The 23622-nt window shown below is 72.7% G+C and carries 24 protein-coding genes and 1 riboswitch; of the genes, 15 read left to right on the top strand and 9 right to left on the bottom strand.

What is annotated here, in order from left to right:
* Positions 1-17: 17 nt before the first annotated feature.
* The gene (locus tag SM447_RS06595; RefSeq protein ID WP_474571806.1) at positions 18-956 is read left to right on the top strand and encodes an ABC transporter ATP-binding protein; all 939 of its coding nucleotides are present in this window, start codon (positions 18-20) and stop codon (positions 954-956) included.
* Positions 953-2569, top strand: coding sequence for an ABC transporter permease (locus tag SM447_RS06590; protein WP_474571805.1), 1617 nt, complete (start codon positions 953-955; stop codon positions 2567-2569). The genes SM447_RS06595 and SM447_RS06590 overlap by 4 nt, the downstream gene beginning before the upstream one ends.
* 70 nt (positions 2570-2639) lie before the next feature.
* Here the strand turns inward: SM447_RS06590 and SM447_RS06585 are convergent, their stop codons facing one another.
* From SM447_RS06585 to SM447_RS06575, 3 genes are all read right to left on the bottom strand, one after another.
* Positions 2640-3752 (bottom strand): FUSC family protein, encoded by a 1113-nt coding sequence (locus tag SM447_RS06585; RefSeq protein WP_474571804.1) that lies wholly within the window; start codon positions 3750-3752, stop codon positions 2640-2642.
* A gap of 68 nt (positions 3753-3820) precedes the next feature.
* On the bottom strand, positions 3821-4189 hold the full coding sequence (locus SM447_RS06580) for a sensory rhodopsin transducer (protein ID WP_474571803.1): 369 nt from the start codon (positions 4187-4189) through the stop codon (positions 3821-3823).
* Positions 4189-5406: a D-arabinono-1,4-lactone oxidase gene (locus SM447_RS06575; protein ID WP_474571802.1), complete on the bottom strand. Its 1218-nt coding sequence runs from the start codon at positions 5404-5406 to the stop codon at positions 4189-4191. Before SM447_RS06575 ends, SM447_RS06580 begins: the two co-directional genes overlap by 1 nt.
* Before the next feature lie 122 nt (positions 5407-5528).
* Between SM447_RS06575 and SM447_RS06570 the strand changes: the two genes are divergently transcribed.
* From SM447_RS06570 to SM447_RS06555, 4 genes are all read left to right on the top strand, one after another.
* Positions 5529-6161 carry a universal stress protein gene (locus tag SM447_RS06570; protein WP_474571801.1) on the top strand — a complete coding sequence of 211 codons (633 nt, stop codon included), beginning with the start codon at positions 5529-5531 and terminating at the stop codon, positions 6159-6161.
* Position 6162: 1 nt separating this feature from the next.
* Positions 6163-7119, top strand: coding sequence for a TIGR03885 family FMN-dependent LLM class oxidoreductase (locus SM447_RS06565; protein ID WP_474571800.1), 957 nt, complete (start codon positions 6163-6165; stop codon positions 7117-7119).
* The gene (locus SM447_RS06560) at positions 7116-8915 is read left to right on the top strand and encodes a glycoside hydrolase family 15 protein (protein WP_474571799.1); all 1800 of its coding nucleotides are present in this window, start codon (positions 7116-7118) and stop codon (positions 8913-8915) included. The genes SM447_RS06565 and SM447_RS06560 overlap by 4 nt, the downstream gene beginning before the upstream one ends.
* A gap of 68 nt (positions 8916-8983) precedes the next feature.
* Positions 8984-9799, top strand: a complete 816-nt coding sequence (locus SM447_RS06555; RefSeq protein WP_474571798.1) for a zf-HC2 domain-containing protein — start codon at positions 8984-8986, stop codon at positions 9797-9799.
* An 18-nt stretch (positions 9800-9817) separates the two neighbouring features.
* Here the strand turns inward: SM447_RS06555 and SM447_RS06550 are convergent, their stop codons facing one another.
* Positions 9818-10393 (bottom strand): sigma-70 family RNA polymerase sigma factor, encoded by a 576-nt coding sequence (locus tag SM447_RS06550; RefSeq protein WP_474571797.1) that lies wholly within the window; start codon positions 10391-10393, stop codon positions 9818-9820.
* Positions 10394-10511: 118 nt separating this feature from the next.
* Here SM447_RS06550 and SM447_RS06545 point away from each other — a divergent pair, with 118 nt between their 5' ends.
* Entirely contained in the window at positions 10512-11357 is an 846-nt protein-coding gene (locus SM447_RS06545) for an MEDS domain-containing protein (protein WP_474571796.1), read from the top strand.
* Complete coding sequence (locus tag SM447_RS06540; protein ID WP_474571795.1) at positions 11354-12313, top strand: anti-sigma factor RsbA family regulatory protein; 960 nt, start codon at positions 11354-11356, stop codon at positions 12311-12313. Before SM447_RS06545 ends, SM447_RS06540 begins: the two co-directional genes overlap by 4 nt.
* Before the next feature lie 80 nt (positions 12314-12393).
* Here the strand turns inward: SM447_RS06540 and SM447_RS06535 are convergent, their stop codons facing one another.
* From SM447_RS06535 to SM447_RS06520, 4 genes are all read right to left on the bottom strand, one after another.
* Entirely contained in the window at positions 12394-12567 is a 174-nt protein-coding gene (locus SM447_RS06535; protein ID WP_474571794.1) for a CsbD family protein, read from the bottom strand.
* 71 nt (positions 12568-12638) lie between these two features.
* Complete coding sequence (locus tag SM447_RS06530; protein WP_474571793.1) at positions 12639-14891, bottom strand: heavy metal translocating P-type ATPase; 2253 nt, start codon at positions 14889-14891, stop codon at positions 12639-12641.
* An 11-nt stretch (positions 14892-14902) separates the two neighbouring features.
* A complete protein-coding gene (locus SM447_RS06525) occupies positions 14903-15877 on the bottom strand; it encodes a hypothetical protein (protein ID WP_474571792.1) in 975 nt (324 codons plus the stop codon).
* 31 nt (positions 15878-15908) lie between these two features.
* Entirely contained in the window at positions 15909-16118 is a 210-nt protein-coding gene (locus SM447_RS06520) for a heavy-metal-associated domain-containing protein (protein WP_474571791.1), read from the bottom strand.
* Between the two features lie 119 nt (positions 16119-16237).
* On the opposite strand from SM447_RS06520, the gene SM447_RS06515 reads away from it, so the two are divergent.
* The 3 genes from SM447_RS06515 (at position 16238) to SM447_RS06505 (ending at position 19489) form a co-directional block, all read left to right on the top strand.
* Entirely contained in the window at positions 16238-16534 is a 297-nt protein-coding gene (locus SM447_RS06515; RefSeq protein WP_474571790.1) for a metal-sensitive transcriptional regulator, read from the top strand.
* 281 nt (positions 16535-16815) lie between these two features.
* Positions 16816-18174, top strand: coding sequence for a YibE/F family protein (locus SM447_RS06510; RefSeq protein ID WP_474571789.1), 1359 nt, complete (start codon positions 16816-16818; stop codon positions 18172-18174).
* Between the two features lie 166 nt (positions 18175-18340).
* Positions 18341-18472: riboswitch (cyclic di-AMP (ydaO/yuaA leader) on the top strand.
* A 3-nt stretch (positions 18473-18475) separates the two neighbouring features.
* Positions 18476-19489, top strand: a complete 1014-nt coding sequence (locus SM447_RS06505; RefSeq protein ID WP_474571788.1) for a coiled-coil domain-containing protein — start codon at positions 18476-18478, stop codon at positions 19487-19489.
* A gap of 127 nt (positions 19490-19616) precedes the next feature.
* On the opposite strand, the gene SM447_RS06500 is transcribed toward SM447_RS06505, so the two are convergent.
* The gene (locus tag SM447_RS06500; protein WP_474571787.1) at positions 19617-20315 is read right to left on the bottom strand and encodes a carbonic anhydrase; all 699 of its coding nucleotides are present in this window, start codon (positions 20313-20315) and stop codon (positions 19617-19619) included.
* A 204-nt stretch (positions 20316-20519) separates the two neighbouring features.
* Between SM447_RS06500 and SM447_RS06495 the strand changes: the two genes are divergently transcribed.
* The 4 genes from SM447_RS06495 to SM447_RS06480 all read left to right on the top strand — a co-directional run bounded on the left by SM447_RS06495 (position 20520) and on the right by SM447_RS06480 (position 23609).
* Entirely contained in the window at positions 20520-20855 is a 336-nt protein-coding gene (locus tag SM447_RS06495) for a helix-turn-helix transcriptional regulator (RefSeq protein ID WP_474571786.1), read from the top strand.
* A gap of 101 nt (positions 20856-20956) precedes the next feature.
* A complete protein-coding gene (locus SM447_RS06490; protein WP_474571785.1) occupies positions 20957-21340 on the top strand; it encodes a hypothetical protein in 384 nt (127 codons plus the stop codon).
* A 195-nt stretch (positions 21341-21535) separates the two neighbouring features.
* Positions 21536-22324: a hypothetical protein gene (locus tag SM447_RS06485; protein ID WP_474571784.1), complete on the top strand. Its 789-nt coding sequence runs from the start codon at positions 21536-21538 to the stop codon at positions 22322-22324.
* Positions 22325-22439: 115 nt separating this feature from the next.
* A complete protein-coding gene (locus SM447_RS06480; protein WP_474571783.1) occupies positions 22440-23609 on the top strand; it encodes an AI-2E family transporter in 1170 nt (389 codons plus the stop codon).
* Positions 23610-23622 lie beyond the last annotated feature (13 nt).

Below are 23622 nucleotides of genomic sequence, written 5' to 3'. Positions count from 1 at the left end.
ACTACGGTGAGCATGGTGTGCCGGGAAGCCTGGTCGGCGGTCGTGTCCCCAACGTCCCGGAGGCCGCCGTGCACCCGCCCGCCATCCGCGCCACCCAGCTGACCAAGCGCTACGGTTCCCTGCTCGCCCTCGACGATCTCGATCTGACCGTCGCCGCCGGTGAGGTGTTCGGCTTCCTCGGCCCCAACGGGGCCGGCAAGTCCACCACCATCCGCTTGCTGCTCGGCCTGGCCCGACCGACCGCCGGGCAGGCGTCGATCTTCGGTACCGACGCCGCCGACGTGGCCACCGCCCACCGGCGGATCGCGTACGTACCGGCCGACGTGACGCTCTGGCCGCAGTTGACCGGCGCGGAGATCCTGGAGCTGCTCGGCTCGACCGGGCCGGGCGTTGACCTCGCCTACCGCGACGAACTGGTGGCGCGGTTCGCGCTCGACCTGTCCAAGCCGGGACGCGCCTACTCGACCGGCAACCGGCAGAAGGTGGCGCTGGTCGCCGCCTTCGCCACCCGCGCCCCGCTGCTCGTGCTGGACGAGCCGACCGCCGGCCTGGACCCGCTGATGGAGCGCGAGTTCCGTCGTGCCGTCGCCGAGGCCCGCGACGCCGGAAGCACGGTGTTCCTCTCCTCCCACCAGTTGGCCGAGGTGGAGGCCGTCTGCGACCGGGTGGCCATCCTGCGCGCCGGACGCCTCGTCGACGTCGCCACCATGCCCGAACTGCGACGGCTGCACCGCACCGAGGTCCTGGTGCGATTCACCGGTCCTGCGCCGGAGCTGACCGGGGTCGAGGGGGTCGACGGCGTCCAGGTCGACGGTGCCGCCCTGCGATTCACCCTCACCGGGCCACCCGGCCCGGCGATGCGGGCACTGGCCGGGGCCGACATCACCGCCCTCACCATGCGCGAGCCCACCCTGGAGGAGATCTTCCTGGACTACTACGGGGAGAACGGTAGGTGACCACCACCATCGGTTCCGCCGGAACCCGCACCGCCGCAGCCGCCGTCAGCCGGCTCGCCCTGCGCCAGGTCCGCCGGGGCGCGCTCGTCGTGTCCGCGGTCGCGGCCGGCACCACCGCCATCGTCGTGGCCGGGTACGAGAGCACGGCCGGCACCGCGCTCGACGCCGCCGCGTTGGCCGCGCTCGCCGAGAACCCGGCGATCCGCACCCTCTTCGGCGAGCCGTTCGCGTTGGACACCCCGGGTGGGTTCACCGTGTGGCGGACCGGCACCGTGCTGGCCGTCCTGCTCTCCGTGTGGGGGGTGCTGGTCACGACCCGGGTCACCCGGGGCGAGGAGGAGAGCGGCCGGTGGGATCTGCTGCTCGCCGGCCGGTTGGCGGTGTCGGCCGTGCTCGGTCGGCACCTCGCCGTGCTGTGCGCCGCCGTGGTGGTGGCCGGGGCGGCCACCGCTGTGGTGCTCGTCGCGGCCGGTACACCAGCGGCCGGTGCGCTGCGGTATTCCGCCGGTCTCGCGTTGATCGCGCTCTTCGCCGTGTCCGTGGCGCTGTTGACCGCGCAGGTGATGCCGACCCGGGTGGGGGCGAGCGGCGTCGCCCTCGCCGTGCTCGGTGTCGGGCTGCTGGCCCGGATGGTCGGCGAGGGCGTCGCGGCACTCGGGTGGCTGCGCTGGCTGTCGCCGTACGGTCTGCTCGCCCTCACCCGCCCCTACCACGACGACCGGCTGCTGCCGCTGCTGGTGCTCGCCGGCGCGGCGGTGGTGCCGGCCGCGGTGGCGATGGCGCTGGCGGGGCGACGCGACGTGCGGGGCGGTCTGGTCGCCGCACCCGCCGGGCGGCCGCCCCGACGGTGGCTGCTCGGCACGGCCGAGGAGTTCGCGGTACGTCGGTTGTTGCGCCCGTTGGCCGGCTGGTCGGCCGGGATCGGCGCGTACTTCCTGCTGATCGGTCTGCTCGCGGAGTCGATGACCCGTTTCCTGGCGGACAATCCGCGCTTCGCCGAACTGGCCGCCCACGCCGGCTTCGCCGAGCTGGGCAGCGTGCGCGGCTACACCGCCTCCCTGTTCGTCCTGCTCGCCGTGCCGGTCGGGCTCTTCGCCGTGGTCCGGCTCGCCGAGTTCGTGGCGGCCGAGACGGACGGCCGGTTGACGTCGCTGTACGCACAGCCGCTCAGCCGCAACCGCCTGCTCGGTGCCGAGACGCTGGCCACCCTCGCCGGAGTGGCCGTACTGCTCACCGTGGCGGCGGTGGCGACCTGGTCCGGTGCCCGAGTGGTCGACGCTCCGCTGTCCCTGCCCGCCGCGCTGGCCGGCACCTGGAACGTGCTGCCGGTGGTGCTGCTCTGCCTCGGCGCGGGGCTGCTGGCGATCGGCTGGCTGCCCCGGGCCACCGCGGCCATCGGTGCGCTGCCCTCGGTCGGCGGCTTCCTGCTCCAGGTGCTCGCCGACAGCGCCGACCTTCCGAGCTGGGTGGCGGCGATCTCACCGTTCACCCATCTCGCGGCCGTCCCGGCCGAGCCGCCCCACTGGACGGCGTCGAAAATCATGATCGGGATCACGGTGGTCGCCGCCGCCCTCGGGCGGTTCGGTCACCGGCGCCGCGACCTGCTGGGGTGAGCGCGACCGGCAGCGCGACCGGCAGCGGGACCGGCGGGACTGTGCCGCCCTGCTGCCGGTCGCTCCGGAGTCAGTGGCCGGCGGCGGCCCGCCGGACCAGCCGGCGGGCCTCCTCGCTCGGCACACCAGTGGCCCGCAGCATGTCGTTGGCGATGGTCCGCAGCTGGGAAACCGCGATCGTGCCGGAGAATCCGATCTCCTGTCGGCATGCCTCGCCGGCCTCGTGGACGGCGCGCAGCACCCGCGCCCGGGTCCGCACCGGCTCCCGCATCGACAGGAACTCCTCGTGCAAAAGGCACACGCCCTGCCCGAAGTGCTCGATGGCGGCGGGCAGGCCCGGCGGCACCGGCTCGTGGTCGCGGAGCGCCGAGCTGAGGCGACGGACCAACGCACGGCTGTTGCGGAACGCCCGGTCCAGATGCTCGGCGCCGGCACCGTACGCGGCCAGCGCCCGCCGCCGCCGCCACCGCAGGGGCGAGAAACGGACCACCTCCTCCGCCGCGGTCACCACGTCGCCGACCTGTCGCAGTTGCCCCTCGGCGGCTCGCATCTCGTCCAGCACCGCCGTCACCCGGTGCGCATCGCCCCGGGCCAGCGCCTCGGCGGTCGCCGTCATGTGCCGGGCAAAGGTGTCCAACGCCGGCCCGGCGACCCGGCGGACGCTGCGGGTCGGGTTCATGGGTGCGAGCACCAGCACCACCAGCAGTCCGGTCGCGCCGCCGACCAGGGCGTTGACCGTCCGGGGCAGGACGAGGTCCGGCGTGGTCGGGGTGAGGGTGGCGATCAGCGCCGCCGCGCCCCCGGCCTGGGTCACCAACGCGCCGGTTCCTCGTACGGCCACCGCGACCAGCAGCGCCCCGAACACGATCACGAACGTCTGCCAGGCACCGGTCCCGACGGTGTCGACCAGCAGGTCGCCGATCAGGACGCCGACGATCACGCCGCCGATCAGTTCGACGGTGCGCCGGGTCCGCCGTCCGATGGCGGTGGCGATCACGGCGACCGCGGCGATCGGAGCGAAGGTGGGGTCCGGATTGCCCAGGACCCGTTCGGCGATCACCCAGGCCAGCGCCGCGGCCAGGCCGCCCTGAAAGGCCAGCAGCACGTTCTGACGCAGGCGGAAGTAGCCGCGCCGGGCGGCGGCCGTGGCGCGACCTCGGATGACCCGCACCGAGATCCGCATGGGCCGGGATACCCGGTGCGCGACGCGCCAAGCTGCCGCGACGTCCCCGGACCGCCCCGGCCGTCGCGCTACTCGACGGGGTGGGCCATCGTGCCGGTGATCGCCACCGTGCCCGGCAGCCGGGTGTCCTGCCGGAGGAACTGCACCACCACCGGGACCGGCGAGCTGAGCACGCAGCCGTACGGGCGGTCGAGGCGGACGGCCTCCGGATCGATCAGGTCGTTGACCCGTACGTGCCGGATCCGTCGGGCACCGACGCCGAACCGGTACGGCCCGACCGGTTCGGCGTCCTCATAGTAGAAGTGGAGCGTCACCTCCGCCTCGGAGTCACTGGTGTTGAGCACGCACAGCTTGTCGAAACTGGTGAACTCCGGCTCGCCGTCGCCGCTGCCGCCGAACGGGACGTGTCCACCCGGCACCGCCCACACCTGCGCCATCACGCCTCCTCCAGCAGTAGAGCCAGGTCGGGGGTGAGGAACACCCCGTCCGGGTCGAGTCGACGGCGGACCGCCTGGAAGTCGTCCCAGCGGGGAAAGAGCGGACGCAGCTCGCGGGCCGTCAACCAGTGCTTCTTGCCCCAGTGCGGCCGACCGCCGTACTGCCGGAACACGGACTCCATGTCGCGGAAGTACTCCTCGTAGGGCAACGAGGTGTTCTGCAGGCAGGCGATGGTGGTGGTGGGGCGACCGTACGCGTTGCTGAGCCAGATGTCGTCGGCGGCGATGCTGCGCACCAGCACCCGCCAGCCCACGGTGCGCCGGTGCCGGCTCAGGATGCGCCGCCGGACCTCCGCGAAGCAGGCCGGGAACGCCTCCGACGGAAGCATGTACTCGATCTCCTCGAAGCGCAGTTCCCGATCCTGGGGGATGGTGTCGTGGGTCGGCCCGACCTCCACCTCCCTGGGCTCGCGCCAGCCTTTCAGCTCCGGCACCCGGCGGGCCGCCCACATCGACCCTGCGGACGCGTCGTCCACCCGGTTCATGGTGCGGATCTGGGTCAGGTCGCTGCGTGGGTACCAGTAGAAGTCGATGTTGCGGTTGGTGTACTGCAACTCGGCCAGGTGATCGAGGGTCCACTCGATCGGGGCGCACCAGGAGCGTCGGCGCAGCTCGTACCGGGGTTGCAGGTCGAGGGTGAGCTGGGTCACCAGGCCCAGCACGCCGAGCGAGAGCCGGGCGGCGGGCAGCAGTTCGCTGTTGCTGGTCGCCGAGACGTCCAGCACCTCGCCGGTGCCGGTGACCAGGCGTACCTCCGACACCTGGGTGGAGAGATTGCCGAAGCCCAGGCCGGTGCCGTGCGTACCGGTGGCGGTGGCGCCCGCGATGGACTGGTAGTCCACGTCGCCGAGGTTCTCCATCGCGAGCCCGGCGTCGTAGAGGCCCTCGCCGAGCTCCTTGAGCCGGCTGCCGCCCCGGACCGTGGCCCGGTCGCCGGCCTTGTCGACCACGCCGGCCATCCGGTGCAGGCTGACCAGGGTGCCGTCGGTGCGTACCAACGGACTCGACGAGTGGCCCGAGCCGACCGGCCGCAGCGTGGTCCCCGACTCCCGGGCCCGCAGCACCAGTTCCCGCACCTCGTCCTCGTCCCCCGGCTCGGCGTAACCGGACGGGGTGAAGGTGAGGCTGCCGGACCAGTTCACGAACGGACGGGACACCGACAACCTCCTCGCGACGGACGAACCGCGCGCTTACCCCAGCGCTGGCTGGGTAGTCGTAGGTATGGCCGAACACCTCCTGATGTCCGTGTTGATGACCCGATCCGCCGGTGGAGTGCGTCGTGTCTGAGTGGTGGTACGTGGCGCTGGTCGCGGTGCTGTGGCTGGCGATCGGCCTGGGCACGGCGGCGGTCTTCGTCACCCGGGGCGGGCACCGCAGCCTGCTCTGGTATCTGGTGGGTGGGCTGCTGGGACCGTTGTTCGTGCCGATCGCGGTCGAGCGGGGTCGGGCCCGTCCCCAGATGGTCGACGTACGCCACCGACCGTCCGAGCCGGTCGGTACCGGGCTACGCGTGCTTGTCGGCGTGGACGGTTCCGTGCACTCCGACCGGGCGCTGCGAGCCGTCGCCCGTACCCTCACCGGAAGTACCAGTGAACTCGTCCTGGTCACCGTGACCAGCCCCGACCTTTCCGACGCCGAGGCCCGGCGGGAGCAGGAGCAGGCCCGCCGGATGATCGACGAACGGGCCGCCGAACTGCCCGACGGCTTGCCCCGACCCACCACCGCGATCGTCACCGGTCACCCCGTCGACGCGTTGCTGGCGGTCGCCGACGACCGCGACGTGGACCTGCTGGTGGTCGGCCGGCACGGACACGGGCACCGGATCGGTGACCGTCTGCTGGGCAGCGTCGCCGAAGGCCTCACCCAGCGGTCGGCGCGGGCGGTTCTGCTCGGCAGCCTGCCGGGACGCTGACATGCCGGCCTACGGCTTCCACGCCTCCCACGAGCAGTTCCGGCCGAGCGAGCTGCTGCGGCTGGTCTCCCTGGCCCGGGACGCCGGGTTCGACCGGGCGATGTGTTCGGACCACTTCGCGCCGTTCGGCCCGGAGCAGGGTGAGTCGGGCTTCGCGTGGTCCTGGCTGGGCGCGGCGCTGGCCGGCAGCGAGCTGCCGTTCGGTGTGGTGAACGCGCCCGGACAGCGCTACCACCCGGCGATCGTCGCCCAGGCCGCCGCGACCCTGTCGGAGATGTTCCCCGGTCGCTTCTGGCTCGCCCTCGGCAGCGGGCAGGCGCTCAACGAGCACATCACCGGCGAACGTTGGCCGAGCAAGCCGGAACGCAACGCCCGACTGCGCGAGTGCGTCGAGGTGATCCGGGCGCTCTTCGCCGGTGAGTGCGTCAGCCACCGCGGGCTGGTCACCGTGGACCGGGCGGTGCTGTGGACCCGGCCGGCCGAACCCCCACCGCTGTACGCCGCCGCCGTCACCCCGGCCACCGCCGGTTGGGCGGCCTCCTGGGCCGACGGCCTGATCACCATCAACCAGCCCTTGCCGAAGGTACGTGAGGTGATCGGTACGTACCGGGAGGCCGGTGGCGGCGGCCCGGTGCTGCTTCAGGTGCACGTGTCCTGGGCGGGCGACGAGGACACCGCCCTGCGGGAGGCGCACACGCAGTGGCGCACCGCGATCCTCGGCAGCGACGCCGGCTGGGACCTCGCCATGCCGGACGACCTGGCGGAGGCCACCGGGTACGTCCGTCCCGAGGACATGCGCGAACACGTGCTGATCTCCGCCGATTCCGACCGGCACGTCCAGTGGCTGCGCGAGTACGCCGAGCTGGGCGTCGACGAGTTCTACCTGCACCACGTCGGGCGGGACCAGGCCGCCTTCCTCGACCACTTCGGCACCCACGTCCTTCCGGAGCTGCGATGACCTATCCCCCGATCGACTCGTACGCCTTCCTCTCCGACACCCACACCGCGGCGCTGGTCGCCGCGGACGGGGCGGTCGAGTGGTTCTGCGTGCCGCACTTCGCCGGTGACGCCGTGCTGGCCCGGCTGCTGGACCGTCGCAGCGGCGGGGCCCTCGATCTCACCGTGCCCGGTTGCCCCGAGCCCAGCCGGCGGTACCTGCCGGGCACGCTGGTGCTGGAGAGCCGGTACGGCACTCCCGGCGGAACCGCGCTCGTCCACGACTTCCTCGCGGTGGCGCCCGGCGACGCCGAACAGCCACTGCGCGCGGACAAGCTGCTGGTGCGGCGGGTGACCGTCGAACAGGGCACGGTCCGGCTGACCGTCGGGGTGCGGCCCCGGGTCGGGTACGGCGCCAAGGAGGTGACCTGGGAACGGGCCGACGGGAGCTGGCGGGCAGCCGAGACTCCGCTCCGCGTCGAGTGCGACCTGGCCGGCGAGGTGACCGACGGCACCCTGCGGTTCACCACGGAGCTGTCCGCCGGGCAGACCACCGCGCTGCTGCTCGGTTACGGCGACGACCCGGCCGGGCTCACCGACCCGGACGAGCTGTTCCGGCGCACCTGCCGGACCTGGGAGGCGTGGTCGGCGCGCAGCGACTACACCGGTTTCGGCGCCGACGCCGTCCGGCACAGTGCGCTGGTGCTGCGCGGGCTCTCCTTCGACGAGACGGGTGCGCTGATCGCCGCGCCCACCACCAGCCTGCCCGAGGAGATCGGCGGGGTGCGCAACTGGGACTACCGCTACGCCTGGCACCGGGACGCGGCGCTGCTGCTGCTCGCGCTGTTCCGTCTCGGGCACGCCGAGGAGGGCCGACGGTACCTGCACTTCCTGATCTCCATCTGCACCGGCGACCTGCTGACGCCGCTGGTCAGCATCCACGGCGCCACGGCGGAGGAACGGGAACTGCCACACCTGGAGGGGTACGCCGGCTCGCAGCCGGTGCGGATCGGCAACGAGGCCGCCGAGCAGGTGCAGTTCGACACGTACGGGCACATTCTCGACGCCGCGCTGGCGTATCACCAGCTCACCGGTGAGCTGACCGAGGAGCAGTGGGCACTGCTGCACCGGCACGTCGACGTCATGGCCGACCGGTGGCACGAGCCGGACCACGGCATCTGGGAGGTGCGCGGTCCACGCCGGCACTACGTCAACGCGAAGGTGATGACCTGGGTCTGCCTGGACCGGGGCATTCGCCTGGCGGAGCTGCTCGGCGACCGGTCGGCGGACGTCGAACGGTGGCGAACGGCCCGCGACGCGGTGCACGCCGAGGTTCTGGAACGCGGGTTCGATCCGCAGGTGGGCAGCTTCGTGATGCAGTACGGCTCGACCGAGCTGGACGCCTCCCTGCTGCGCATCCCACTGGTCGGGTTCCTGCCGGGCGACGACCCCCGGATGCTGGCCACCATCGACCGACTGCGGGAGGAACTGGAGATCGGCCCCGGCCTGCTGCTCCGCTACAACGCCGACGACGGCCTGCCCGGGGAGGAGGGCGCCTTCCTGCTCTGCTCCTTCGAGCTGGTCTCGGCGCTGGCGCTGGCCGGCCGGCGGGACGAGGCCCACAAGGTCTTCGAGCAGCTCATGGGGTACGCGGGGCCGCTCGGTCTGTACTCCGAGCAGCTCGCCGCCGACGGCACCGCACTGGGCAACTATCCGCAGGCGTTCACCCACCTCGCGCTCATCGAGGCGGCGCTGAACCTCGACGGCGCAGGCGACCGCGAGGCGCTGCACGCCTGGGCCGGCCGCGGAGGCTCCTGACCTCGGCAGCGGTGGTTTCGCCGGACCCGGCCGGGAACCATGCCGGGCCGGGGAGCGACTATCGGTACATGGGGTGTGAGCAGTGGCGGGAGATTCTGTCGGCGCAGTTGGACGGTGAGGCGACGGCGGACGAGCAGCGCACGGTCGACGCGCACCTGGAGACCTGCGCCGGCTGCCGGAGCTGGCTCGACGCGGCGGCGAAGGTGACCCGCCGGGCACGTACCCAGGTGGTGTCCCCGCTGCCCGACCTCACCGAGGCGATCCTCGCCGCGGCACCGCCGCCTCGCCGTCGGCGCCTGCTCGTCGGCGCCGTGGTCCCGCGTCGCTGGTGGCCCGCCACCCCCGGGCGACCCATCCTGGTCAACGGCCTGCGTGCGGCGTTGGGTCTGCTCGGTGCGGTCCAGCTGGTGCTCGGGCTGGCGCAGGTCGGCCGGGCCGAGGTGGCCGAACACCTGCACGCCACCGGCCAGCACCTGTGGCACGAGTCCGCCGCCTGGAACGTCGCGGTGGGTGCCGGTTTCCTCTTCGTCGCCCTGCGTCGGACCTCACCGTCGGGGCTGCTGCCGATGCTTGGCGCTTTCGTGGTCACCCTCGTGCTGCTGTCGGTCAACGACCTCGTCGCCTCGCAGGTGGCGGTGGAACGGCTGGTGAGTCACGGGTTTCTGGTGGTCGGCTACCTGATCACCGTGCTGCTGGCGCGAAGCTCCCGCCGGCCCGGCGACCCCACCGACCGGCACCGGCCGGAACGTTCCCGCTGGCGGCTGCGCCTCGACGAGGTCGACGAGCCCACCCCGCTGCGTCTGCTACCGCCCTACTCCGCCCAGGCCCGGCACGGCGTCACCCAGAGCGGCGGCCGGGACCGCGACCAGCGGCGCGTCGCCTGACAGCCCGCAGGGGGCACCTCAACCGACGGCGTCGGGCCGATCAGCCGCGCGGGCGGCCGGTCGGATCGCCTCGGCCAGGTCCTCGCGGGCCCGGGCGACCCGGGACCGGATGGTGCCGACCGGCACGTCACACACCTGCGCGGCCTCGGCGTACGACAGACCGAGCAGCTGAGTGGCCACGAACGCCTCCCGACGCTCGGGCGCGAGACCGTCGAGCAACCCGCGGAGCACCACCTGCTCGTCCACCCCGGGGCGCGTTCCGGCCGGCGTGGCCTCCGCGGCGGCCTGCCAGTCGACCAGGTTCGCGGTCCGGGGCCGACAGGTGGCGGCGCGCACCTGGTCGACGGCCACCCGACGGGCGATGGCGAGCAGCCAGGTTCGTGCGGTGGACCGGCCACCGAACGACGGCAGCGCCCGCCAGGCCCGCAGGTACGTCTCCTGGACCAGGTCGTCGACCTCCCGCACGCCGGGCAGATGGGCCAGGAACCGCCGTACGTCGTGCTGCGTGCCCCGGACGAACGCCGCCGCGGCGGCGTGGTCCCCCCGCCCCGCGGCGAGCGCGTACCCGCTGATGTCGTCGGTCACGGCTGTCATCGCCCTATTGGTCGGACGAACCCACCGGTTGGTTCCCGGACGGGACCGACAATCGAAGACGCCGCGCATCGGGTCCGGGCCGGACGACGCCGTAGACTGCACCGATGAGGCACGTGACGTGAGTGAGCGGAGTGCCGTGCTGAGTGACCAGGGCCGACGACACGGGCACCTGTGTTGGGCGTTCGACGACCCGGCCGGGTTCCTGACCCATGCCGTGGAGTTCCTGCGCGGCGGGTTGGCCGCCGGCGAGCAGGTCTGGTTCGTCGTCTCCGGTCCGGCCGAGCCGGTCCGGGACCGACTCCTCGGTCTCCGGGATCTCTCCGAGGCGCTGCTGACGGGCGCCGCTCAGGTCCGCTCGCTCGACGGCGCGTACACCAGCATGGCGGTGATCGACCCGGCGAGCCAGGTGATGGCCTACCGCAGGGCCACCCGGGAGGCGGTCGCGGAGGGCTACGCCGGCCTGCGGGTGGCGGCCGACGCCACCGAGCTGGTCCGCACGCCCGCCCAGCGCGACGCGTTCGCCCGCTACGAGCAGCGCATCAACGAGATGATGCGCACCGAGGCGTTCCGGGCCATGTGCGCGTACGACCGCTCGAAGCTCGGCGAACGGGCGGTCGCCGAGCTGGCCTGCCTGCACCCGGAGCACAACCTCGGCGATCTGCTGTTCCGGTTGTACGCCGCGCCGCCGCGTCAGGGGCAGGCGGCGCTGGCCGGGGAACTCGACCCCTCCAACCACGACCTGTTCCGCGGCGCGTTGGACCGCGCGGATCTGCGGCCCGTCGATCATGAGCTGGTGCTGGACGCCGACGGGCTCCGCTTTCTCGACCACCGGGCACTCATCCACCTGAACGAGTACGCCCGGGACCGGCACGCGACCGTCGTGCTGCGGGCCGCCCGCTCGGGCGTGGCACGGCTCGCCGCCCTGCTGGACCTGCCCTCGCTGCGGGTGGAGGTGGCCCGGTGAGGACTGGTCCGGCGGCCGGGCGCACCGGCTACTTCCACGAGGCGCTCTGCTACGGCTCGGACGAGGAACTCCTCGCCGTCGTGGTGCCGTTCCTGGTCGGCGGCGTCGAGGCGAACGAACCCACCTTCGTGGCGCTCGGCGAGCGCACCGGCAACCTGGTCCGTGCCGCGCTACCCGATGACACGAAGGTCGAGTTCCTGTCCGGTGGTGACGTCTACGGTCGGCCCACCGCGGCCGTCCGGATGTACCGCCGGCTCCTCGCCGATCTGGTCGCCGACGGAGCCACCCAGATCCGGATCATCGGGGAGGTGCCGTCGGTCGGTCTCGGTCCCACCTGGGACTGGTGGGCGCGGTACGAGTCGGCGATAAACCACGCGTACGACGACTGGCCGCTGTGGAGCATGTGCGCGTACGACACCCGGACGACGGCACCCGGGGTGCTGGCGGACGTCGCCGCCACCCACCCGTGCTTCGCCGTGCCCGACGGGCGACACGTGCCCAGTGTCGACTACGTCGCCCCGGAGACGTTCCTGCGCCAGGCTCGCCCGATGTTTCCCGACCCGATCCAGGCGGCTCCCCCGCTGGTGGATCTGCTCGGCCCGACTGCGGCGCAGGCGCGCGCGGCGGTGCACCAGGCAGGGCAGGGCGGGCTACGCGACGACGAGTTCGACGACTTCGTCGTCGCCGTCAGCGAGACGGTCACCAACGGCCTGCGCCACGGCCTCCCTCCGGTCCGCTTCCGGCTGTGGGCGGGTACGGACCGCATCGTGGCGACCGTCAGCGACGCCGGCACCGGCCCCGAGGACCCCTACGCGGGACTGCTCCCGTCGGCCAACGGGGAGCCCGGTGGGCTGGGCTTGTGGATCACCCACCAGTCGTGCAACCACGTGACGCACCACCGCGACGCGGACGGCTTCACCCTGCGCCTGACCGCCGGTCGGCCGCCGGTCGCCTGAGTTGCCTGCGGGCTCGCTGAGCACATGCGCGAACCGCCGGGCCGGCGTGGGCCGGCCCGGCGGTCGCGTCACGTACCGGACTACTTGCGGAACGCGTCCTTGATCTTCTCGCCGGCCTGCTTCAGGTTGGCGCTCATCTGGTCGCCGCGACCCTCGGCCTCCAGCCGCTCGTTGTCGGTGGCGCGGCCCACACCTTCCTTGACCTTGCCGCCGGTGTTCTCCGCGGTGTTGTCGAACTTGTCCTCGACGCCCATGTCAACCTCCCGGGGTTCGTGTCGCTACGGGTAATCAGGTACCCAGCCCGGCGTCGGCCAATCGGATCAATTCAAGAAACCGGGCGGAACCGGCGCAGCCGGAGGCTGTTGGCCACCACGAAGACCGAGGAGAAGGCCATCGCCGCCCCCGCGATCATCGGGTTGAGCAGCCCGGCGGCGGCCAGTGGCAGGGCTGCCACGTTGTAGGCGAACGCCCAGAACAGGTTGCCCTTGATGGTGCCAAGGGTGCTGCGGGCCAGCCGGATGGCGTCCACCGCGGCCAGCAGGTCGTCCCGCACCAGGGTCAGGTCGGAGGCCTCGATCGCCACGTCGGTGCCGGTGCCCATCGCCAGGCCGAGGTCCGCCCGCGCCAGGGCGGCGGCGTCGTTGACCCCGTCTCCCACCATCGCCACCACCCGGCCCTCCCGCTGCAAGCGGGCGACCACCTCGACCTTCTCCGTGGGCAGCACCTCCGCGATCACCTCGTCGACGCCCACCTCGGCGGCCACCGACCGGGCGACGGTGGCGTTGTCACCGGTCAGCAGCACCGGGGTCAGGCCGAGCGCGCGCAGCCGCCGGACCGCCTCCCGACTGGTCGGCTTGACCTGGTCGGCCACGGCGAGCAGGCCGCGGGCCCGGCCGTCCCAGCCGACCAGCACTGCGGTACGTCCCGCCGCCTCGGCGCCGGTCGCCGCCCGCAGGATCTCGTCCGGTACGACCAGGCCCCGTTCACGCAGCAGCCGGGCCCGGCCGAGCAGCACCTCGCGGTCGTCCACGGTGCCGGCGACGCCGAGCCCGGCCACGTTGGCGAAGTCGGTGACCGGCGGCAGGGGGCCGACCTCGGCCGCACCGGCCACCACCGCGCGGGCGACCGGATGCTCCGAGCCGCTCTCCAGGGCGGCCGCCAGCCGCAGCACCTCCTCGCGTCCTTCGCCCTCGGCGGGGGTCACCTCGAGCAGGGTCATCCGGCCCGTGGTGACGGTGCCGGTCTTGTCGAGCACGACGGTGTCCACCCGCCGGGTCGACTCCAGCGCCTCGGGCCCTTTGATCAGGACGCCGAGCTGCGCACCACGGCCGGTGCCGACCAGCAGCGCGGTCGGCGTGGCCAGGCCGAGGGCGCACGGGCAGGCGATGATCAGCACCGCGACGGCGGCGGTGAACGCGGCCGCCGGTCCGGCGCCGGCACCCAGCCACCAACCCAGCGTGCCGGCGGCCAGGGCGATCACGATCGGCACGAACACCCCGGAGATGCGGTCGGCGAGCCGCTGCGCTGCCGCCTTGCCGCTCTGCGCCTGCTCGACCAGCCGGGCCATCTGGGCGAGCTGGGTGTCCGCCCCCACCCGGGTCGCGGTCACCACCAACCGGCCACCGGCGTTGACACAACCACCGATCACGGTGTCGCCCGCACCCACCTCCACCGGCACCGACTCGCCGGTCACCAGGCTGGCGTCGACCGCCGAGGAACCCTCCTCCACCGTCCCGTCGGTGGCGATCTTCTCGCCGGGCCGCACCACGAAGCGGTCCCCGACCGCCAGCTGGTCGATCGGCACCCGGGTCTCCACCCCGTCCCGCAGCACGGACACGTCCCTGGCGCCCAGCTCCAGCAGGGCCCGCAGGGCCGCGCCGGCGGTCCGCTTCGCCCGCGCCTCGAAGTAGCGCCCGGCGAGGATGAAGGTGGTCACCCCGGCGGCCGCCTCCAGGTAGATGTTGCCGGCGCCGTCGGTACGACCGATGTCGAAGCTGAACGGATGGGTCATCCCCGGCGTACCGGCCGTGCCGAGGAACAGAGCCCACACCGACCATCCCAGAGCGGCCAGCGTGCCCAGGGAGACCAGGGTGTCCATGGTCGCGGCACCGTGACGCAGGTTGACCAGCGCGGCCCGGTGAAAGGGCAGCCCGCCGTAGGCGACCACGGGGGCGGCCAGCGTCAGCGACAGCCACTGCCAGTAGGTGAACTGCCAGGCCGGCACCATGGCGAGCGCGATCACCGGCACGCTCAGCGCCACCGAGACCCACAGCCGGGTACGCAGGGCGGGCAGCGGGTCCACCGGTTCGGCGGCGGCCGCCGGTTCGGCCGGCGAGGGCGGCGGCGGCAGGGTGGCCCGGTAACCGGTCTTCTCCACCGTGGCGACCAGGTCGTCCGGGGTGACCGGGTCGGCGTAGGAGACGGTCGCCTTCTCGGTGGCGTAGTTGACGGTGGCCTGCACGCCCTCCATCCGGTTCAGTTTCTTCTCGATCCGGGCGGCGCAGGACGCGCAGGTCATCCCACCGATGGCCAAGTCGATCAGGTGCGGTGCGGTGGTCAGGTGGCGGCTCGTGCTCATGTCTGGTCCCGTCAGTCGTGCCCGTGCCCGGGTGTGCCGTGCCCGTCCTCGGGCTCGGGGGTGCCTTGCTCGCCCGCCGGTGCGGTGGTGTCTCCCGGCTCACCGACGTGCACCGTGAATTCGGCGGTACGCACCGTGCCCCGGTGGCGGAAGTCGAGGTAGAGCCGGTACGTGCCGGCCGAGGGGAACTCGGTGGCGAAGCTCACCTGCGGGCCGGGGGTGGTCCGCCCGTCGTCGGGAGCGCCCTCGGGATGCACGTGCAGGTAGGCCAGGTCACCGCGGCGCAGTGCCACCAGGTGACCGTAGGCACCGAGATACGGCTCCAGATCGGTGACCGGCACGCCGTCGTGGCTGACGGTCAGCGTCAGCGTCGCGGTGCGCCCGGGTTGCGGAGTACCGGCGAGCGTGACCGTGTAACCGTCGACGGTCGCGCTTTTCGCCGGAGCGGGCAGCGGCCGCTCGGCCAACTCGCCGGGGACGGTCACGTCGACGCCGAGCGTCAAGGGTTCGCCCCCGGTGGGGCTGAAGTCGGCGAAGGCCCGCCACACCCCGGGGGAATCCAGGGGCGAGGCGATCCGCCAGGTGCCGTCCTCGGTCATCCTCGGGTGAACGTGCCGGAAACCGGAGAGGTCGCGGCGGGCGACGATCAGGTGCATCCGCTCGTCGTGGGTGACGTCGTATCCGGTAACCGGACGGCCGTCGGGCCCGCTGATCCGGAAGGCGAACTCACCCGCCGGCGCCTCGACCGGCACCAGGGTGTAGCCACGGTCGGAGACGAGCAGACCGCCGGGCAGGTGCCCGGCCGCCTGCTCGCCGTGGCCGGCTCCGCCCTCGTCACGGAGGTCACCGCCGTGGTCGGCGACCCCGCTGTCGTGGCCGGCCGTGGCGACGCTCACCGGACCGCTCACCTGTCCCACCCCGTACGCAGCGCCGAACACCGCCGCGAGGCCGAGTGCGAAGCCGCTCAGCTTCGTCGCCGTGTTCATGCTTGACTCCTCGGGTCGTCCGCTGACCGACTCAGGCGCCGGCCAGCTCGTATCCGGCCTCGTCGACGGCGGCGCGCACCGCGTCCTCGGAGAGCGGCTGGTCGCTGGTGACGGTGACCCGACCGGCGGCCAGGTCGACCTGAACGTCCTGGACGCCCTCGAGCGCGCCGATCTCCGTGCTGACCGCGTTGACGCAGTGCCCGCAGGTCATGCCCTGCACCTGGTACGTCGTGGTGACCACGGAACTCTCCTCTCCCAAGCCCGGCCGGAGCGGGCCGGGCAGCCGGTCGCGATACCCGCCGGGGGTATCCGATGCGTCGACCGTACCATACCCCCCAGGGGTAGGCTATTCTTGCCGTCATGAGCACACCCGCACCGATCCGCGGCTACACCGCAAGCAAGGACCAGCTGCTCGCCCGGCTTCGCCGGGTGGAGGGTCAGGTACGCGGCATCGAGAAGATGGTCGACGACGACCGCTACTGCATCGACGTGCTCACCCAGATCTCCGCCGTCCAGGCCGCCTTGGACAAGGTCGCCCTCGGTCTACTGGACGGGCACGCCCGGCACTGCATGCACGAGGGTGCCGCCGAGGGGCGCGCCGACGAGATGGCGACCGAGATGATGGCCGCCGTGGGCCGCCTCATGAAGCGCGGCTAGGCCGCACCCGACCCGCCGACAGACCCGCGCGACCTGCGTCGCGATGTCGGGCTGGCTACCATTCGCACACGATGGCCAGCCGAAATCCGTGCCTCGCGGCCCGAGCCCGCTGTCGGGCGCACGTTCCCGCGACCGTCGCGCGCCAACCTGTCGCTCACGGTAAGCAGTCACCCCGCCACATTCAGGCCGATCCGGCCGCCCTTCGCCACGGTCGTCCGGTGAGACTGAACCGTCTCGCCCATCGACACGTACTCAGCCCTGAAATCGTTGGGAGACACTGAATGGGCGCCGATCACACCCGTTCCGCTCCGCCCACCCCGCCCCGGGTGCGGCGGATCCTCGTCGTGACGGTGGTCCCCCTCTTCCTCGCCACGCTGGTCGCCGCCATCGTGCTCTGGCCCCGGGACGCCCCACGTCCCGAGGCCGCCGACGACACCCCCCGCTACCACGGCACGGTCACCCGCGTGGTCAGCGAGCCCTGCCCGCCCAATCCCGCGGTGCCCGAGGGCACCCCGACGACAGCGGCGGGGCCGTGTGGCACGGTCACCGTCCGGGTGCAGACCGGCCCGGACGCCGGCCAGGATGTGCAGACGCCCATCCCGGCCGGTCCGGGCGCCCCTCGCATCGATGTCGGCGACGACATCATCCTGGTCTCGCTGATCGACCCGGCGGACCCCTCGATCAGCACCTACAACATCGCCGAACACCAGCGCGGCAAGCCGCTGGTGTGGCTGGCCGTGCTCTTCGCCGCCGCCATCGTGGCCTTCGGGCGGTTGCGGGGCCTGGCGGCGCTGGGCGGCCTGGCCGCCAGCTTCGCCATCCTGCTGACCTTCGTGCTGCCCGGCATCAGCGCCGGGCAGCCGCCGCTGCTCGTCGCCATCGTCGGCGCCTCGTTGATCATGTTCGTGGTGCTGTACCTGACGCACGGCATATCCGCACAGACCTCGGTGGCCGTGCTCGGGACGCTCGCCAGTCTGGTCCTCACCGGGTTGCTCGGGCTGGCCGCCACCGGGGCCACCCACCTGACCGGCTTCGGCAGCGAGGACGCCACCACACTGTCCATGTTCCGCGCCGACGTGGACCTGCACGGCCTGCTCCTGGCCGGCATCATCATCGGGTCACTGGGCGTGCTCGACGACGTCACCGTGACCCAGGCCGCCGCGGTCACCGAACTGCGGCACGCCAACCCGAACTTCTCCCGTCGCGAGTTGTACCGCTCGGCCACCCGGGTCGGGCGGGCGCACATCGCCTCGGTGGTGAACACCATCGTGCTGGCGTACGCCGGCGCCTCGCTGCCACTGCTGCTCCTGTTGACCGCGGACTCCCGCGCGCTGGGGCAGATCGTGACCAGTGAGTTCCTCACCACGGAGATCGTCCGCAGCGTGGTGGCCACGCTCGGTCTGATCGCCGCCGTACCGCTGACCACCGCGCTGGCCGCGCTGGTCACCACCGCAGGGCGCGGCGACGCCAGCGGCGACGCGAACGCACCCGCCGGTGAGCCCACCCCCGTAGTACCCCGGCCGGCGACGGACCGGGCCGAGGCGCTCCACGCCCTCAGCACCCCACCCACCCGGAACACATCCCCCGCCACCCGCTCGGGGTGGCCCGACCCGGACAGGAGCACGGACACCACATGGTGACACTCCTCAGCGTGACCGCCCCTGCCGATGCGGCTTCAAACCGTGTCACTGGTCACTCAACGCGATTACGAAATGACGCATCTAGTCGGGTTCGGGGCGTAGAAGCACAGATGGACTGTCGGGTAACCTCACTGCCGGTCACCGCCGAAGGCGCGCAGCGGCGCCTGCGGTGCCACCGCCCAATCGCCGCCAGGCGAGCCGGGGACCCAGGTACGTGGGGTGAATCCGCGAAAGCGGTAGGGGCCACTTCCGTCCCGAACCCGTCAGCTAACCCGGTCGGCGGTCGATGGAAGGGAAAACAGTGACGGCACCCCTACGCCGCTGGTTGACACCCGTGGTGGCCGTGTTCGCCGCGTTCGCCGTGTTCGGCGGACCGATGCCCGCGACGGCGGCGCCGAGCAACCCCAAGCCCGCCCAGCACGACGACGACCCGCCGATGCTGAACGAGCTGATCGAGGCGACCAACCGGGACTTCTCCAAGGCCAAGGCCAAGCTCGAGAAGTCCAAGAAGCGGCAGCTCCAACTCGCGGTGGAGGTACGCCGCGCGCAGGCCGACCTGGAGGCGCTCTCCCCCCAGGTCGCCCAGATCGCCACCCAGTCGTACCGGACGGGCCGGGTCGGCGCGATCGCCATGCTGTTGCAGAGCACCGCGCCGGACTCGTTCATCGACCGGGCCTCGGCGCTGGACGAGCTGAACCTGGTCAACGACAAGAAGCTTGGTGAGGTCAACGCCATCAAGCTCCGTGCGGAGCAGGCCAAGCTCGCGCTCGACGTCGAGGTACGCGAGCAGCAGAAGCTGACCAACGACATGGCGCGCAAGAAGAGCGAGGCGGAGAAGTCGCTCCGGCTGGTCGGCGGTGTCGGCCTGACCGGCGGCCTGGTGGACGCCACCTCGCCGGTGGCCCGGATCGCACCGAACCGGGCGGCGGACGGCGGCTGGAAGCCGGAGTCGTGCAGCCAGAACGACCCGACCACGTCGGGTTGCATCACCCCGCGGACACTGCACATGTACAAGGAGGTGAAGCGGGCCGGCTTCAACCGGTTCGTCGGCTGCTTCCGCCCGGGCGACAAGTTCGAGCACCCCAAGGGCCGGGCCTGCGACTGGTCGTTGCAGAACAGCGGCTTCAGCCCGTGGCACAACAACGACACCCGGATCTACGGCAACAACCTGGCGGCCTTCCTGGTCCGCAACGCCGACCGGCTGGGCGTCTACTACGTGATCTGGAACCGGCAGATCTGGTTCCCGGCGACGGGCTGGAGTTCCTACAGCGGCCCGTCCAACCACACCGATCACGTCCACGTGTCACTGCTCTGAGCGCCCGACGCGACGCACCGAGGGCCGTCCCGCCAGCAGGCGGGGCGGCCCTCGTCGGGTGGATGAGGCGGTCCGCGCCAGGTGGCTGGCGCTCAGAGGTCAGAAACTGGCCGGAACGTCGGCGCGTTCAGGGCGCGGACACCATCGCACCGGCCAGGTCGGCGGGTTCCGCCGCCACCGCCCGCACCTCACCGGCGGCCAGCCGGTACGACATTCCGACCACCGCGCACCGCCCGGCGTCCACCTCCGCCGCGAGAGTCGCGGAGGAGGCCAGCATCGTCTCGACGGTACGCGCGATGTGGATGTCCACGATCCCGTCCAGGTCCTGCACCCCGGCCTCCTGCGCCCGGCGCAGGCTCGGCACCACGGCGTCGACCACGGCACCCAGATGGCCGGCGGGCGTGGTGGCGGTGGCCAACGCGTCGCGGGCCGCCTGCACCGCACCGCACGAGTCGTGCCCGAGCACCACCACCAGCGGCGTACGCAGCACGGCCACCGCGTACTCCACGCTGCCCAGCACCTCCGGTCCGACCGTGTGCCCGGCGGTGCGGACCACGAAGAGATCACCCAGTCCGCGATCGAAGATGATCTCGGCGGCGAGCCGGGAGTCGGAGCAGCCGACGATCACCGCGAACGGGTGTTGTTCGGCCGCGACTGCGGCACGACGGCCGGCATCCTGGTTGGGGTGCCGGACGGCGTCGGTGACGAACCGGCGGTTGCCGGCGACCAACTCGGCGAGGGCCTGCTGCGGGGCGCCGGGCAGGTCCGCGGTGAGCAGCTCGCGTTCCGGTCCGGGCTGCGGGCCGAGCGTTCCGGGTCGACTCATCCGGCTGCACCTCTTCTCTGGGAGGGAATGCCTGGTCATCCCGGCCGACGCTGGTCACGGGCTGCCAACACGGTCACACGCGGCATAACGCACGTCAAGCTATACGTGATATGCATTTCATGCATCCCGTCGACGCTTGCGCCCGGTCGAGCGGTACGCCCGGCAGCCGGCGCGACCCGGAGAACCCGAACGGCAGGTCCTACGATGGCGGACATGGCAAGCAACGACGGACGGGAAACCACCCGGAACTGGACGTTTCTCACGAACCACGCACATGTCCTGCTCGCCATCGCCCGTAACCCCACCGCACGGCTCCGCGACGTGGCGACCGAGGTCGGCGTCACCGAGCGTGCCGCCCAGGCCATCGTCGCCGACCTGGAGGCCGGCGGTTACCTGCATCGCACCCGGGTCGGCCGACGCAACGAGTACACCCTCAACCCGTCCGGGCGGTTCCGCCACCCGGCGGAGGCCGACCACCAGGTCGGCGATCTGCTGGCCCTGTTCACCAAGGAGCCGGTGACCGGCACCGCCGATCGTTGAGCGGACCCTCGCCCGATCGTCCCGGTCGGACGTGGCGCGCTTCACCCGCCGCGATCGGGCACGGCACTGCGGGCACCCCGACGGCGGGATAGGTTGGGTTCGTGCCGTCTCTCGCGTTCGCCCGTCCGATGTGGCCGGCGACGCTGTGCGCGCTACGCGAGATGACCCGGTTGGCGCTGGCCTCGCTCGTGCTCGCCGTGGGCCTCGGTGGGGCCGTCGCGGCCGATCCTCCGGCCCGGTCCGCCGCCGCGCCGCCGCCCGCCGCAACGGTCACCGTCGGCTCGACGTTCACCCCGACCGTCGCCCTCCGGTCTCAGGTCCAGCCCGTCCGGGCGGTCGACGCCGACCAGGGTTGGCGGGAGCCGGCGACCACCACGCCGGTCCCGACCGGACATGCCGACGCCGCCCCGGCAGCTCACCTCGTCGCCACGGTTCCCGCCATGCGCGCGGGTGAGGCGACTCGGCGCGGCCCACCAACCGCCTGACCGACGGCGGCTCGGCCAGATGATCGAGCCAGGTGACGCCGCAGCACCCCGCGCCGCCACGCCAGCGGCGGCGGGTCCAGCGGCCACCGACCAACACGTCGGCCCGTCGGCAGGTGATCTGCCGGGGCCGCCCGGCCAGCCGTCACAACCCGCCCCCACCACAGTCGACGACCCTCATCCGACCGCGAGGTGTTGATGATGCGTACCGCCCTCTCCACCGTCCTGCTCGACGCCCCCCGCGCCGCCGCCATCTGGCTGGGCCTGCTCGGCGTGGTGACCCTCACCGTCGCCGGGCTGCTGCTGCGACCCCGGCTGTTCCGCTTCGACGCCGGCGCCCGCATCCGCGAGGCGGCGCTACCGAGCCGCTCGGAACGCTCCGAGCAGCGGCGCGACCAGGAGCGCTGGGCCGAGGAGGTCACCGTCGCCGCGGAGCGGGCCGAAGCGACGGCCCGGCGGCACCGCGACGAATGGCTCACCGCACAGGAGGAGGCCGAGCAGGTCTGGCGGGTGTACGAGGCGGCGGAGGCGGACGTGCGGCGGCTCTCCGGTGCCGCCGGCATGCCGTTGCCGCAGACTCCCCGCACCCCCGCCGAGTACGCCGACCGCGAGCGCTGGCTGCACCGGGCCGCCCTGGACGCGTACTGGCGGCGGGAGCTGTCGGTGGAGCAGCTCAGCGACGTCTTCGCGCACCGCGGCTGGGATCCCACGCTGCACCCGGTCGAGCAGGAGCTGATGCTGCGTCGGGCGGTACTCGAACACCTGCGCGCCCGGCAGCGGGCGGCCCGGGAACGAGAGCAGGCCGCCTGGCGAGCCGCCGAACTCGCCGCCGCCGCGGCGCGCAGCCTGCGCGAGGAGGCGCTCGCCGCGCTGCTGCCGACGGCCGAGGAGCGCGAGTCCCTGCTGCCGCTGGGCGTGCCCGCCGCCGCCGAACAGACCCGGGAGATCCCGGCCGTCGTCGGTCGGGCGGCGGTCGCCGCGTACTGAACCGGGCACGCGAGCCGAACGGCCTCCGCCCCGGCGACCAGGAACCTAGCGTAAAAGCGGTGTCGGGAGGACGCCGGCCGGGTACCCACCTCGGCGGACATCGAGGAGGGCCGACGTGGCCGCAGGGGACACCGGGCGTACGCCCGAGGAGACGGCGGACCGGGGCGCCGGACCGCGCCAGGCCTGGGCCGCCCTGCCCTGGCTGGTCCGGTCCGCGGTGGTGTGGAGCGCCTGCCTGGTGGTGATCGCCGCCGGGCTCTACCTGCTGGCACGGATCACCCTGCTGGTCACCCCGCTGGCCATCGCCGTGGCCGCGACCCTCTTCCTCGCCGCGCTGCTCGACCCGGTGCAGCTCGCGTTGCGCCGGCTGCGGTTGCCCGCCGCACTCGCCGCCCTGCTCACCGTCCTGCTCCTGCTCGGCGTCCTCGGCGGTGCCGGCGTGCTGGTGTGGAGTCTGACCGCCGACCAGTTCACCGAGCTGGGTGACGAGCTGGGGCAGGGGCTGGAACGGACCCGCGACTTCGTCACCTCCACCCTGCCGGTCACCGACCAGCAGCTCGACGGGCTGCTCGCCCAGTTGCGCCAGGCGGTCAGTCAACAGGAGGTGGATCCGGTCGCCAGCGCCCGCACCGTGGCCGAGGTCTTCGGCTCCGCCCTGCTCGCCCTGGTACTGCTGTTCTTCCTGCTCAAGGACGGCCGGGGCATGTGGCACTGGACGCTACGCCGCGCGGCCGGGCGCAACCGCGAGATCGCCGCCGAGGCGGGCCGGGTCGGTTGGCGCACCCTCGGCTCGTACACCCGGGGCACGATGATGATCGCCGGCATCGACGCCCTCGGCATCGGCCTGGCACTGGTGCTGCTCGGGGTGCCGCTGGCGTTCCCGCTGGCGATGATCACATTCATCGGTGGGTTCGTACCGATCGTCGGCGCCACCGTGGCCGGGGCGGTCGCGGTGCTGGTGGCGCTGGCCGCCAACGGTCCCACCACCGCGTTGCTCACCCTGGCCGCCGTGATCGCCGTTCAGCAGATCGAGGGCAACCTGCTGGAACCGTTGGTGATGAAGCGCCAGGTACGGCTGCATCCGGTGGTGATCCTGCTCGCGGTGACCGCCGGCACCCTCATCGCCGGCATCGCCGGTGCCTTCGTGGCGGTCCCGATCACCGCCGTCGTCTGGCGGGTCATCGACAGCGTGCAGCGCCAACGGCAGGACGCCGCGGAACGATCCGAGCGGGATCCGACCCCCGACGCGCCGCCGGACTCCGGCCCCGCCTCGGCGCTCGTCTGACACCCCCGGAGCG

The sequence above is a fragment of the Micromonospora aridisoli genome (genome assembly GCF_056150025.1).
The sequence above is the reverse complement of the archived record's forward strand: the minus strand, read 5'-3'. Positions and strand labels throughout refer to the sequence as shown.